This is a genomic window from Streptomyces sp. CAU 1734, assembly GCF_039888735.1.
Lineage (GTDB): Bacteria > Actinomycetota > Actinomycetes > Streptomycetales > Streptomycetaceae > Streptomyces.
Genome location: NZ_JBDQQP010000012.1, coordinates 148,220 through 160,880 on the forward strand (window position 1 = coordinate 148,220; position 12,661 = coordinate 160,880).

General features: G+C 74.6%; 12 protein-coding genes. 4 read left to right on the plus strand and 8 right to left on the minus strand.

Features of this window, described 5'->3' with window-relative positions:
• Positions 1–110 precede the first annotated feature (110 nt).
• Complete coding sequence (locus AAFN69_RS23550) at positions 111–617, plus strand: NUDIX domain-containing protein (protein WP_347730684.1); 507 nt, start codon at positions 111–113, stop codon at positions 615–617.
• Here AAFN69_RS23550 and AAFN69_RS23555 read toward each other — a convergent pair.
• A complete protein-coding gene (locus AAFN69_RS23555; RefSeq protein ID WP_347730685.1) occupies positions 577–1,278 on the minus strand; it encodes a PIG-L deacetylase family protein in 702 nt (233 codons plus the stop codon). The genes AAFN69_RS23550 and AAFN69_RS23555 overlap by 41 nt on opposite strands.
• Before the next feature lie 98 nt (positions 1,279–1,376).
• On the opposite strand from AAFN69_RS23555, the gene AAFN69_RS23560 reads away from it, so the two are divergent.
• On the plus strand, positions 1,377–2,429 hold the full coding sequence (locus tag AAFN69_RS23560; RefSeq protein WP_347730686.1) for a hypothetical protein: 1,053 nt from the start codon (positions 1,377–1,379) through the stop codon (positions 2,427–2,429).
• Between the two features lie 29 nt (positions 2,430–2,458).
• On the opposite strand, the gene AAFN69_RS23565 is transcribed toward AAFN69_RS23560, so the two are convergent.
• The 6 genes from AAFN69_RS23565 to AAFN69_RS23590 are packed head-to-tail and all read right to left on the minus strand — an operon-like array spanning position 2,459 to position 8,583.
• Positions 2,459–3,370: an aldo/keto reductase gene (locus AAFN69_RS23565; protein ID WP_347730687.1), complete on the minus strand. Its 912-nt coding sequence runs from the start codon at positions 3,368–3,370 to the stop codon at positions 2,459–2,461.
• A 47-nt stretch (positions 3,371–3,417) separates the two neighbouring features.
• Complete coding sequence (locus AAFN69_RS23570; protein WP_347730688.1) at positions 3,418–4,332, minus strand: NAD-dependent epimerase/dehydratase family protein; 915 nt, start codon at positions 4,330–4,332, stop codon at positions 3,418–3,420.
• Between the two features lie 22 nt (positions 4,333–4,354).
• Positions 4,355–4,984 carry a hypothetical protein gene (locus tag AAFN69_RS23575; protein WP_347730689.1) on the minus strand — a complete coding sequence of 210 codons (630 nt, stop codon included), beginning with the start codon at positions 4,982–4,984 and terminating at the stop codon, positions 4,355–4,357.
• The gene (locus AAFN69_RS23580) at positions 4,971–6,551 is read right to left on the minus strand and encodes a class I adenylate-forming enzyme family protein (protein ID WP_347730690.1); all 1,581 of its coding nucleotides are present in this window, start codon (positions 6,549–6,551) and stop codon (positions 4,971–4,973) included. Before AAFN69_RS23580 ends, AAFN69_RS23575 begins: the two co-directional genes overlap by 14 nt.
• On the minus strand, positions 6,548–7,678 hold the full coding sequence (locus tag AAFN69_RS23585) for a hypothetical protein (protein ID WP_347730691.1): 1,131 nt from the start codon (positions 7,676–7,678) through the stop codon (positions 6,548–6,550). Before AAFN69_RS23585 ends, AAFN69_RS23580 begins: the two co-directional genes overlap by 4 nt.
• Positions 7,675–8,583, minus strand: a complete 909-nt coding sequence (locus tag AAFN69_RS23590; protein WP_347730692.1) for an NAD(P)H-hydrate dehydratase — start codon at positions 8,581–8,583, stop codon at positions 7,675–7,677. The genes AAFN69_RS23585 and AAFN69_RS23590 overlap by 4 nt, the downstream gene beginning before the upstream one ends.
• Before the next feature lie 180 nt (positions 8,584–8,763).
• Between AAFN69_RS23590 and trpD the strand changes: the two genes are divergently transcribed.
• Positions 8,764–9,822 carry an anthranilate phosphoribosyltransferase gene (trpD, locus tag AAFN69_RS23595; RefSeq protein ID WP_347730693.1) on the plus strand — a complete coding sequence of 353 codons (1,059 nt, stop codon included), beginning with the start codon at positions 8,764–8,766 and terminating at the stop codon, positions 9,820–9,822.
• Between the two features lie 8 nt (positions 9,823–9,830).
• On the opposite strand, the gene AAFN69_RS23600 is transcribed toward trpD, so the two are convergent.
• The gene (locus AAFN69_RS23600; protein ID WP_347730694.1) at positions 9,831–10,706 is read right to left on the minus strand and encodes a nucleoside-diphosphate kinase; all 876 of its coding nucleotides are present in this window, start codon (positions 10,704–10,706) and stop codon (positions 9,831–9,833) included.
• A gap of 555 nt (positions 10,707–11,261) precedes the next feature.
• Here AAFN69_RS23600 and AAFN69_RS23605 point away from each other — a divergent pair.
• Positions 11,262–12,650 (plus strand): tetratricopeptide repeat protein, encoded by a 1,389-nt coding sequence (locus tag AAFN69_RS23605; RefSeq protein WP_347730695.1) that lies wholly within the window; start codon positions 11,262–11,264, stop codon positions 12,648–12,650.
• The last annotated feature ends 11 nt before the right edge of the window (positions 12,651–12,661 follow it).

Genomic DNA, 12,661 nt, shown 5'->3' on the forward strand with positions numbered 1-12,661 from the left:
GCTCGCGTTCTTCACGGTCTGCCGGGTCGCGGGGCCGGCGGATTCTGCGGTGTGCTGGGGACGGCCCGCGGCGCCGCCAGGGCCGGTCGGCGCACTCCCAGGGGGCTCTCATGACACCCGACTTCGTCATCCGGCTGCGTGAGCGGGTGGGCAGTGACCATCTGCTGTGGCTTCCCGGGGTGAACGCCGTGGTCCGTGACGGAGAGGGCCGGGTGCTGCTGCACCGGCGTTCGGACACGAGCGAGTGGTCCCTGCTGAGCGGCATCCTCGACCCCGGGGAGGAGCCCGCCGACGCTGTCGTCCGCGAGGTGTTCGAGGAGACCGGGGTCCGGGTCGTGGTGGAGCGGCTGGCCGGGGTCACCGTCTCCCCGCAGGTGCGGCACCCCAACGGGGACCGCGCCCAGTATCTGGAGCTGGTGTTCGCGTGCCGGCCGGACGGCGCCGGGCAGGCGGCCCGGGTCAACGACGACGAGTCCGTCGAGGTCGGCTGGTTCGACCCCGACGGACTGCCGCCGGTGCGCGACAGCGTCCGGGAGCGGATCGCCCTGGCCCTGTCCGGCCGGGAGCGGGCGTGGTTCACACCACCGGGGGCCGCGGCGGCTGACGGTGGCGGATGAGCTCGAACGCCTCCGCCTCGGGCACCCCAACCTGCGCGCCCCGCACCGCCGTCTGGGCGTCGAGGGCGCGGGTGGAGCGGGTGTGGGGCCAGGGCCGCATCTCGGAGCCGTACACCGCCAGGGCCCGGCGTTTCAGCTCTACGGCTTCGGGCGTCAGCGTCTGGAACCAGGTGGGAGAGAAGGCGCGTCCGCATCCCCATTCGGTGGCCGAGCGGACCTCGAAGGCGAGGACGGTCCGCACGGTGCTGCCGGGCTGGGGCCGGGTGGCGGCGGCCACCGCTTCGGCGGTGAGGCGGTGGTCGTGGCTGAGGTCGGCGGTGCTGTGGGTGTAGACGACGGTCGGCGACCAGGCGCGGACGGCGTCCTCAACGGTGCGGGTGATGGCCAGGCGCGGGACGGTGTCGAAGGCGTTGTCGGGGAAGTCCGTCAGGCGCAGTTCGGCCCCGTAGAGGCCGGCGACCTTGCGGGCGCTGCCAGCGCGGTGCGCCCGGACCTGCTCGTCGCCTGTGGGGCGGCTGGTGGCCGAGTGGCTCAGGATCAGGATCATCAGCGGGTCGCCGGCCAGGGTGTGGACGGCGAGGGTGCCGCCCGCGCCGAGGATCTCGTCGTCGGCGTGCGCCGCGACGGCCAGCACGCGCTCGGGCCGGTGGGTGTGGTCCACAGTTCGCTCTCCCAGGGGGTTCGGGCATCGTGCCCGCTGCTGAAAAAGAAGGGTGATGTGCCGTGTTCGGTGATCGGAAGACTGAAGAGGGCCGGAGTATGACGTCGGACGAGGACTTCCCGGGGGTGGTGTTCCGGGTACGGCGGCGGCGGATCGGGGCGGGGGTGCGGATCGGCGCGGGCACGGTGATCGTGGCGGACGACCTCGTACTGGACGACGGGGCGAGCATCGGCGAAGGCTGTGATCTGCGCTCCGCCCGCCTGCGGCTGGGGCCCGGGGCGGAGATCGGCGCCTCGGCGCGGGTGCTGGTGGCGGACCGGTTCACCGTCGGCGCCGGGACCCGGGTGGATACCGGGGGCGAGGTGGTCTGCCGCGAACTCGCGGTAGGGGCCGGCTGCTATGTGGGGCACCGGTGGCGGGTGGGGGCCGGGGCGTCGATGGAGGAACGGTCCACGCTCACCGTGGGGGACCGGTGCCAGATCGCCCCGGACGTCGTCTTCAACGCGACCGAGCCCATCACGATCGGGTCGGACGTGGGGATCAGCGCCGACGTGGCGATCTGGACCCACGGCTACCACGCGGGACACTCCGTACGCGACGGGCACACCGCGGCCTTCGAGGGCGTGGTGGTCGAGGACGGGGTGTGGCTGGGCTTCCGGTCGGTGCTGCTGCCCGGCGTGCGGGTGGGCGCGGGAACCGTCGTGGCGGCGACGGCGACGGTGACCTCCTCCCTCCCGCCCGGGGTGCTGGCGGCCGGAGTCCCCGCGAAGGTCAAGCGCACCCTGCGGCCGCGCGCACTGACCGCCCCGGAGCGCGCTCAGGCGGTCGGAACGCTCCTCGCCGGGTGGCTTGAGCACCTGGCCTACAAAGGACTGGCCGTCGACGGCGACCGGGGAAGCTGGACGGTCACCTCGGGCGGTCGGCGGTGGCGGGTCCGTCATCTGCCCGCAGGGGGCGGCGAGGTGGTCGTCGAACCGGCCGCGGGGATTGCGGCGGTGTTCGCGTTCGGCGAGCCGCTGTCCGTTCAGGGCGAGCTGGACGAACTGGGCCACGACTGGAGGGACTTCTGCCGCCGCGCGACCTGGCTCTTCCCCTATGCCGGGAACTCGACCGGGATCGTGCCGCACCGCTTCGCCCGCCTCCTCGACTGACCCGCCCCCGCTCCGGCGGCCGGTCCGGGTCACGCTTCGTTCCCGGCCAGGTGGGCGCACAGGTCCGGGGACAGCCGCCCGGCCCGCCCGGTGTCGGTCATGACGCTGGTGAGCTGGCGGATGCTGGTGGGCCCGATGACGGGAACGACGTGGGCCCGGGTGGCGGAGCGCAGGTAGGCGAGCGCGAGAGCGGTACCGCTGATGCCGAGCCGCCGGGCGGCGGCGCGGAGCCGGACGCGGCGCCCGGCGTTGCCCAGGGTGTCGTAGGTGGTGGTGTGGTGGGCGTGGTGGCGTCCGCTGTGCCGGTCGGCGAGATATCCGGCGGCCAGCGTCCGGTAGGGCATGACGGTCAGCCCGTACTGCTCGGCGAACGCGAGGTGTTCGGGGTCGGCTTCGGTGAGCCAGGGCTCCGGACACGGCGCGGTGCGGCGGGCGAGGCTCCACAGCGGCTGGGTGATCCGCGGCCCCGTCCGGCCGGCCCCGGCCGAGTGGGTGCACCAGGCGTGCAGCCGGGCGGTGGTCCAGTTCGACGCCCCCGCCGCCTGGATGGTGCCGGTGTCGATGAGGTGCTGGAGGGCGTCGGCGACCTCCCCGACGGGGACGGCCGGGTCGTCGCGGTGCAGGACCAGAGCGGCCGGCGGCGCCCCGAGGCGCTGTGCGGACTGTTCGGCGGAGCGGATCAGCTGCTCCGGCCGCAGATCTGCCTGTCCGGGCCGGGCCGGGGCGAGCCCGGCCTTGGTCACGGTATACATCCGGGCGCCGGTCGTGGCGAGCCACCGCCCGATCAGCTGCTCGGCCCGCGGCCCGCTCGCGGTGGGGCCGTAGGTGGGGGCGGTGTCGAGGACGCGTCCGCCCAGGTCGTGGAAGGTGTCCAGCAGCTCGAAGACGCGGCGGGCGGACAGGGCGGATCCGAACTCGAACGTCCCCAGCGCAAGCCCCACCGCCCCCTCGCCCGGGAAGGCGGCGCCCTGGGGTGGGGTGGGCCGGTTCACCGGGCGCCCGCGGGGACGGTGAGGGCGCGGCGCAGGCGGTGGGTGTCGGCAAGCGTGTCGGCCAGGGGCCGGTGCGGCAGGGGCCCGTAGACGCGGGTGAAGCGGGTCATGTCGGCGACAAATGAGGGGATTTCGTTGGGCCGGCCCGCGGTGTGCCGGATGCCGGCTGTGCTGCCGGTGATCGTGAGGATCGCGTCGGCGAGGTCCCGGATCGAGGTGGCGCGGCCGGAGCCCGCGTTGACGACGGGCAGGAGCCGGTCGCGGTCCAGGATGCGGGTGAGCATGGTCAGGGCGTCGTCGATGTGGGTGAAGTCGCGGGCCTGGAGCCCGTCGCCCTCAACGGCCAGGGGGCTGCCGGCGGTCGCGGCGTCGAGGAACGCGGGCACCACCGCGTCCGCGCCCTCGGCGGGGCCGAAGGTGTTGAAGAAGCGGACGATGCCGATCTGCCGGCCCGCGGGCAGCAGCGGCCGGCATACGGCGGCGAGGTGTTCGGTGGTCCGCTTGCCCACCGCGTAGGGGGAACGGGGGGAGCAGGCGGTGCGCTCGGTGAGCGCCCCGGAGCGCGGGCCGTAGACCTCGCAGGAGGACGCCAGCAGCAGACGCCGCGCGCCCGAGGCGCGGAAGACGTCGATCATGTGCCGGTCGACGGCGGTGTTGTGCTCGAAGGCGCCCGGCAGGAACGAGCCGGGGACGGACTTGTGCGCGGCGAGGTGGACGACGGTGCCGAACGGGTCGAGGTCGGCGGCCTGAAGGGTGCGGACATCACGCTCCTGGAGCCCGCCGGGGGGCGGGCACAGCGAGGGGACGGACAGGTCGTCGACCGCGGTGACCTTGATGCCGGCGGTGCGCAGGTGGTGGGTGAGGGCGGAGCCGATGAAGCCGGCCGCGCCGGTGATCAGAACAGGATCCATCCGAGAAAGCCCCGATCAGGGTTCAGAGGGTGGTCAGGAAGGCGGCGAGCTGGTCGGCGCCGGTGTAGTGGTGGGAGGTGATTCCCAGCCGTCCGGCGTCGGCGGTGACGGAGGCGATGTCGTCGGCGAGGACCAGGGAGGTGCGCGGGATGTGGTGGAGGTGGGCGACGTGGTCGAAGAACGCCGCGCGGGGCTTCGTGGTCCCGATCTCGTGGGAGCAGACCACCGTGTCCAGGACGGTGAGGTCCTCGCGGTACAGGTCGCGCCAGAACGGGGCGTGCAGCGCGTTGGTGTTGGAGACGCCGACGACCGCACGGAAGCTGTCGCGCACCAGGGAGGAGCTGAGCAGGGCGGTGAGGCGGGTGTCGACGCCCTGGTAGATCGCGTTCCAGCCGTCCGTCATGTCCCGGTCCGTCAGGGTGAGGCCGAGGCGGTGGCGCAGGTGGGCGAGGTAGGCGGGCGGGGTGATCTCGCCGCGTTCGAAGGCGTCGAACGGGTCGTCGATCTCCCACGCGTCCAGCAGCCGCTGCGGGTCGTCGCCCGCCAGGCGGGCCCAGTGCTCCAGGGCGCGGATGAAGGAGTAGGAGAAGAACACCCCGCCCATGTCGATCATCAGGACTGCAGGCTCGGTGGTCGTGTCAGGCGCGGGCATGGCGCTCCTCAGGTGTCACGGCAGCGGTGGGGTGGGGGAGGAGGTGGGCGTAGCGGTCGGTGATCTTGTCGCGGCGTGGTTTGGCGGTGGCGGTGAGCAGGCCGGTGCCGGCCCACGGGTCGGGCAGGGCGCGGAGGGTGTGCAGATCGGCCCACGGCAGCGCCCCGGATTTCTGCGCGCGGGCGACGGCCGCGAGGAGGTCCCGCTCCAGGTCGCGGACCCTGTCGGGCGGCCAGTGGGCGGTGCCCGGTGCGGAGACGAGGGCGACGGTGTGGGGCAGCCGGTGGCCGGTGACGCAGGCGTGGTCGACTCCCGGGCGGGCGGTCAGGAACGCTTCGATGGGTTCGGGGCTGACCAGTCGGCCGCGGGCGGTCTTGAACGCGGCGGACAGCCGGCCCGCGAGCATGATCTGCCCGTCCCGCGTTTCGGTGGCGCGGTCGCCGGTGTGCCACCAGCCGCCGGTGGTGACCGGGCGGGTACGGGGCCAGCGGGTGACGTACCCGGGGGCGAGGTGCGGGCTGCGGATCAGCAGTTCCCCGCCGTCGCCGACACGGTGGGCGGCCGTGACCGGGATACCGAGGTGCGGGGCCGTGGTGTCGGGTTGGTGGTAGACGGGCACGGTGGTCTCGGTCGCCCCGTACGCCCCGGCCACCCGCAGTCCGGCCGCCGTCAGGGTGCGGGCGGTGGCGGGGGCGAGGGCGGCGGCGCCGTTGACCGCGAGGGTGATCCCGCTCACCGCCGTCCGCAACTCCGCACCGCCCGCTTCCTCTTCGGCGGTCAGGGCGTGGGCGAGGCGGGTGAGGGTGTGGGGGACTCCGAGGAGGACGTCGGGCCGGTGCCGGACGATCGCGCCGGTGAGATCGTCGGGGCCGGTGGTGTGGACGGTGGTGCCGTACAGGCACATCAGGCTGTGGCCCATGATGCGCTGGGCGATGTGGGAGACCGGCAGATACGCCACGGTCCGCTCCGGCCGGCGCGCCGCGCTGGGCCAGTGCCGCATCCAGGCGGTGATGCCGTCGGTGAGCGCCCGGTCGGTCACCACGACCCCGCGGGGCGTGCCGGTGGTGCCGGAGGTGAACACCACGGCGACGGCCGTACTGCTGCGGGCGCCTGCCCAGCGCCGGGCCTGCTTCCGCAGCGAACCCGCCCTTGGCGGCAGCTGCGCGTCGAGGTCCTCGGCGGTGACCGGGTGGACGGGTATCCCGGCGGTGCGGGCGGCTTCGACCACCTGGTCGTCGTGTCCGGGGAGGGTGTCGAGGACCGCGGACGGGCGGAGGGACCGGAGCACCGCGCGGGCCTGGCCGGTGGTCAGATGTTCGGGGACGACGGCGGGCACGGCTCCGGCGAACAGGACGGCGAGGTCGCAGGCCGCGAACAGCGGCCCGCCCGCGGTGCGCAGCAGGACGGTCCGCCCCTCGCACCCGCCCGCCCGGTGAAGGAGGTGGGTGAGGTTTCCGGCCCGGGCCAGGAGACCGGCGAACGACCAGAGGGTTCCGTCGGGCGCGGTGGCCGCGATCCGGTGCGGGTCCTGGGCGAGGAACCGCTCCAGCAGCCGGGAGGCCGTCACAGGTCTTCCGCCGCGATGCCGGACAGCAGGTACGCGCCTGCGAGCTGCCGCCCGCGGCCGGCGACCAGGGCGTGCCGGGAGATCACCAGGGCGTCCCGCCAGCAGCCCTCCACCTCGCTGGCGCGGTGGACGGCCGCGGATCCGGCGGCCTCGAACAGCGTCCGGCACACCGCCTCGGCCGTCTGCGCCATGTGGCAGCAGGCGGCCCGTAACCGGGCACGCTCCTCCTCCCCGACCGGGCCGTCCACGGCGGCGGACCAGGCCGCCGCTGTGGTTCGTTCCAGCAGGCCGGACGCGGCGGCCAGCTGTGCGCCGGCCTGCGCGTACGCGTCCTGGGCGCCGCCGAGCCGGTTGAGCGGCCCGTCAGCGTGCCGTGGCCGTACGGCGGGGGCGAGGCGGGCGAAGGCGTTCAGGGCACGCTGTCCGGTGGCCTCGGCGACCGTGGCGATCGTCGCGGCCATGAGGCCGTACAGCGGGAACCGGTACAGCGGATCGTCGACGAGCGCGGGCCCGGTGAGCAGGACGCTGTGCCCGGCGGGCACCGTGGTGTCGCAGCTGACGGAGCAGGAGGCGCTGCCGCGCAGCCCGAGCGCGTCCCAGTCCTGGTGGACCGTCACCTCATGACGGGGGAGGAGGAACCAGACCGGGCTCCCGCCGTCCGGGGTGCGGGCGGCGAGCGCGAGGAGCGACGCGTGCTCCGCGCCGGTCACCAGCGGCCACCGGCCCGACAACCGCAGCACGCCCCCGGCCTCGCGGATCGTTCCGGCCGGCAGGGACGATCCGGCGATCACCGGCCGCACCCCGCCGCCGAGAACGGTCCGGGCGGTGGGCTCGTCCAGGCGGGACAGGAACGCCCCGGCCGGGGCGTGGACCGCGGCGGCCCATCCGGCGGACGGGTCCGCGTACGCCACCTGGCGCACCGCATCCAGGATGTGCGGGACCGCCGACTGTAATCCGCCGTGGACGGCAGGCAGCGCGGCCGTGGTGATCGCGCTGTCGGACAGGTGCTGCCACACCGACGGGTGAAGGGTGCCTCGTCGTTCGCCGTGTTCGCGGTGCTCGCGGGCGGCCGCGCACAGCGCCGCGGTGTCCACGGCCCGCCCAGTGGGGGAGAGGAGAGGGGTCATCGGTCACGGTCCCATCGCTCGAAGAAGGACAAAGACATAGGAAAGGTGAGGAGTCGGGTCAGGGCGTGGGAGGTGTGGAGGTCGCGTACGGGGCCGGTGAGGGCGGTGATCAGTTCGCCGGGCAGCCAGCCCGGACCGGCGCGGGCGGCGAGACGGGCCCCGGCGGTGCCGACCAGGTGGCAGGCGAGCGCGGCGGCTTCGGCGGGCGGAAGATTCTGGGCGAGCAGGCCCGCCGTCACTCCGGCGACGACGTCGCCGCTGGAGCTCTTGGCCATGGACGGGTGCCCGGCCCGCACCCGGAGCAACACCCGGTCGGGGCCGATCACCAGGTCGTGGGGGCCTTTCGCGGTCATCACCGCGCCGGTACGGCGGGCGAGCCCGGCCAGCGCGGCGACCGGCACACGGCCCTCGCGGCCGGCAGCGTTCTGGGTGAGTCCGGCCGCTTCGGTCCGGTTCAGCAGCACCACGTCGGGAGCCAGTCCGGTGATCCGGGCGATCCCGTCCGGGCCGCCGCCGAGATGACCGTCGACGACCACTCCGACCGGGCCCGCCGCGGCCCGCGCCGCGGCGAGCGCGTCCAGGACCGGACCCGGCTGCGGGCTGCCGCCCAGCCCGGGGCCGATCAGCCACACCAACCGCCCCCGCGCCCCCGACCGGGCCCGCCCCGCCAGCAACCGCTCAGTGACCTCCGCCAGCAGCCGGACGTCCCCTCCGCCGAGTTCCGGGCCCGGCACCGTCAGCAGGTGCATCTCCAGGGCGGCCGCGCCCGCCGCCGGGCCCGCCGGGGCGAGGACCCGGACACCGTGCGCCCCGGCCCGCAGCGCCCCCAGCCCCGCCAGGAAGGGCGGCGCACTGTAGGCCGAGGATCCGCCGACCACGATCACCTGACCGCCGTCGCCCTTCACCCCGCCGCCCTGGGCCGGCCGACACCACCTCGTCGCGGTGCGGCGCGCCCACCACCGCCCGGCCACGGTCACCCGGCGACCGGCGGCCTGGTTCCCGGATCGCGTAATGGGCCGCGCCCCGGCGCGGGGGTCGATACGCTCAACACCACCGCCCGGACCATCTGTTGTGAGGGAACCGCTGTGACCGAGCCCGCCCGCTCCTGGCCGCGCCTGCTCGCGGCCCTCCTCGCCGGACGCGACCTGACCGCCGGCGACACCCGCTGGGCGATGCGGCAGGTCATGGACGACGCGGCCGCCCCGGCCGAACTCGCCGGCTTCCTCACCGCCCTGCGCGCCAAGGGCGAAAGCGCTCCGGAGCTCACCGGCCTGCTGGACGCCCTGATGGAACGCGTCGTGTCGCTGCCCGGCATCAACGGCGCCGACGTGGTCGACATCGTCGGCACCGGCGGCGACGGCGCGCACACCGTCAACGTCTCGACGATGTCGGCGATCGTCGTCGCCGCCACCGGAGCCCCGGTCGTCAAACACGGCGGCCGTTCGGTGTCCTCCAAGGCCGGGTCCGCCGACGTCCTCGAAGCCCTCGGCCTGCCCCTGACCCTCACCCCCGCCCAGGTCGCCGCCTGCGTGACCGAGACGGGGATCGGGTTCACCTTCGCCCCGGTCTTCCACCACGGTCTGCGGCACGCCGCTCCGGTCCGCAGAGCGCTCGGGGTGCCGACCGCGATCAACTACCTCGCCCCGCTCACCAACCCCGCCGGTCCCGCGACCGCGCTCGTCGGCTGCTCCAGCCACGTGCTCGCCCCCCACCTTGCGACGGTCCTCGCCGCCCGGGGCACCCGCGCGTGGGTCGCGCGCGGCGAGGACGGCCTCGACGAGATCACCTGCGCCGCCCCCACCCGCCTGTGGATCGCCGGCCCGCACACGGTGCGCGAAACGGTCCTGGACACCGCCGGCTTCGGCCTCGCCCGCGCCGGAGCGGACGCGCTGCGCGGCGGTGACGCCGCCTACAACGCCACCGCCGTCCACCGCGTCCTCGGAGCAGAACGGGGCGCCGCCCGGGACGCCGTCCTCGCCAACGCCGCCGGAGCCCTCGCCGCCCGCACCCCCGACGCCGACCCGCGCGACGCGTTCGCCCACGGCCTGGACACCGCCCGGGCCGCCATCGACACCGGAGCCGCCGCCACCGTGCTGGACCAGTGGATCAAGCTCGCCCAGTCCCTCACCGGCCACCCGGCCTGACCGGCCGGTCACCGCGCCGTCCCGTCGTTCAGCTGCGGCACCTGCCGCGCCCACCCGCGCACCGCTCCCCAGCGCCGCGCCGGATCCGGCGCGCGCAGGTCCCGCATCAGACGGGTGAAGTCCCGCTCCCGCCCGCCGCCCGATCGCACCGGCGACCCGGTCATCTCCGCAGAAGCGGGGCAGGCGGACCGCACCGCCGCCACCGGCGGCCCCAGCACCCCCGAACCCCGCCCGACACCGCTCGCGCCCCGGCAGGCCGCGGCGACCAGCGCAACCCGTTCCTGCCAGGGAAGGAACACCGCCAGCTCCCGCACCACGTCCGCGCCGTCGTCGCTGGTGTGCACCATCGTCAGGATCCGGTTCTCACTCCCGGCCACCGACCGCAGCGAGTCCCCCGCCCGCCCTTGAGGGTCGTTGCCGCCCTTCAGCCGGGTCAGCCGCTCGGCCGGCCGACCCCCGGGGTGCCCGTAGAGCACCAGCAGTCCCGGCCCCAGCTCCGCCACCGCGTCCAGCAGCAGCAGCCGCTCCGCCGTGGCCCGTTTCAGCTGCCACCACCACAAACCCCGCACCCCCGCCCGGTCCAGCACGACCGGCCGCGCCGCCCGGACGACGAACCCGTCCTCCTCGATCCGCACGAGCACCCGCTCCAGCCCGCCGGACGCCACCAGATCCGGCCGCAGCCACACCAGCCCGGTCTCCGTCGCGAACGTGTACGCGCCCGCCTCGCCCAGCAGCCCGCACAACGACGCCCACCCCTCCCGCACGAAGGGATCGAGGCCGTATACGGCGTGCTTGTCCGTACTGTCCGTCAGCCGCTCCAGAGCCGGGGCTTGTAAGTCGGCCCACACCGCCTCCGTGTTCACGGTCGCGCTGCTCGAAGTCATCACCACGCCCGTCCTCCCCTCCGGCCGGTCCCGGCCTGGACCACACCCAGGCGCCCGGGCCAAACCCGGTGCCGAGCGCGGACACCAGAACACAGCGCCCGCGCGCCGCCCGGCACCCGGCCGGGCGTGAACGTCGTGAACATCCCGGCCGGCGTGCGAAGCGCCGAGAACACGCCCCAACCCCACGCCGCCCGCACGTTCACCGGTCCGCTTCCGCAGACCGGCGCACCACCGGACCTCTGCTTCCCTCGGAGATGACCTGTCGTCACCGCGCCTCCCTCACCTGGTCGCAGCCCCGCCGCAGCGGCTGAACGAGTCCCCGGCCGGCGCACCGCAGCACACGGCGGCCCGGACGGCCCCCGCCTTCCGGGGCTGCCCCGCCTTCCCGGCCGGGGGACTCACAGGAAACCGCCGGACCCGCTGCGGCAGGAGGGCACACGAGGGGGCATACACATCGCAGAGAGGCTGCGCTCCGTGGGCCCCTGCCCCTACGCTCGAAACCCGGACGGGGAAACGACCGACCACCGGGGCGCCGCCTCGTGAGAGGGGTCCGAGATGCCCGCGGAACACCGCCGGCCCAGGAATCCGAACCGCGACCTCGAACAGCTCCTCGACGCCGCCGCCATGAGCAGAAAAGGACTCGCCAAACGGGTCAACGACCTCAGCGCACTGGCCGGAACTCCACGGGGATACACCCATACGAGTGCTTCGAACTGGATAGACCGCGGGATGATCCCCCGCCCGCCCGTGCCCGCCCTGATCGCCGCCACGCTGGGGGAACGGCTCGGGCGCCGGGTCACCCTCCACGAGATCGGCATGGGCGCGCCGGACACCTCGGGCCCGGACATCGGATTGGATTTTCCCCGGGACCCCGAAGAAGCACTACGCAACGCCGCCCAGTATTGGAGCACCGTGGACCGCCGAACCCTCCTCACCCGCAGCGGCCCCTTCGCCGTCGCCGCGTTCACCAGCCCCGTCCACCGGTGGCTCGCCGACCCCGCCGACCCGCCCACAGCGCGAGAGGACGGACGGCGCGTCGGACGCGCCGACCTCGACGAGCTGTGGGACGCAGCCGAGGAAGCCCGCCGCTGGGACTCCAAGTACGGCGGCGGGAACTGGAAATCCAGCTCGGTCCTGGACTGCCTCCAGCACCGCGCAGCCCCCCTGCTCCGCGGCTCCTACACCGAGCACATCGGCGCGGAACTGTGCACCGTCACCTCCGAACTCGCCCGGATCGCGGCCTGGTCAGCCGTTGACATGGGCCAGTACGACGCGGCGCAGCGCCACTTCATCCAGGCCCTGCGCCTCGCCCGCAGCGCCGGCGATGTCCAGGCCGGCTCCTACGTGCTGGCCACCATGGCCCTCGCCAGCTTCCTGCGCGGCCACACCGCCGAAGCGATCGACATGGCCGAAGGCGCCTACGAACGGGCCAAGCACCAGGCGGCCCCCCGTGTCCTCGCGTTCGCGAAACTTGCCGCCGCGCGCGCCTACGGCCGCGCCGGGGACGCCAAGCGCGCCATCACCGCCCTGGCGGCCTCGGAGAGGCTGCTGGACTCCATCCAGCCCCACACCCGCGACCCCCAGTGGCTCACCTACCTCACCCACGCCCGGCTCAGCACCGACGCCACCGAGATCCACCACCACCTCGGCAACCCCCAGGCCGCCCTGCGCTGGAGCCGCCAGGCCCTGCCGATGCCCGCCGGCGTCTACACCCGCGCTGTGGGCCTGCGCACCGCGGTCGTCAGCGCCACCCATCTCCAGGCCGGCGACCTCGACCGCGGCCTCGCCCTCGGCGAACGCGCCGTGGACATCCTCGGACAGGTCCGCTCCGCCCGAGCCCACGACTACATCCGCAACATCAACCACGCCCTGCAGCCCTGGCAGAAAGACCAACGCGTCACCGCCTTCCTGACCACGAGCAACCAGGCGCTCGCCGGGGCATGACACCACAGACC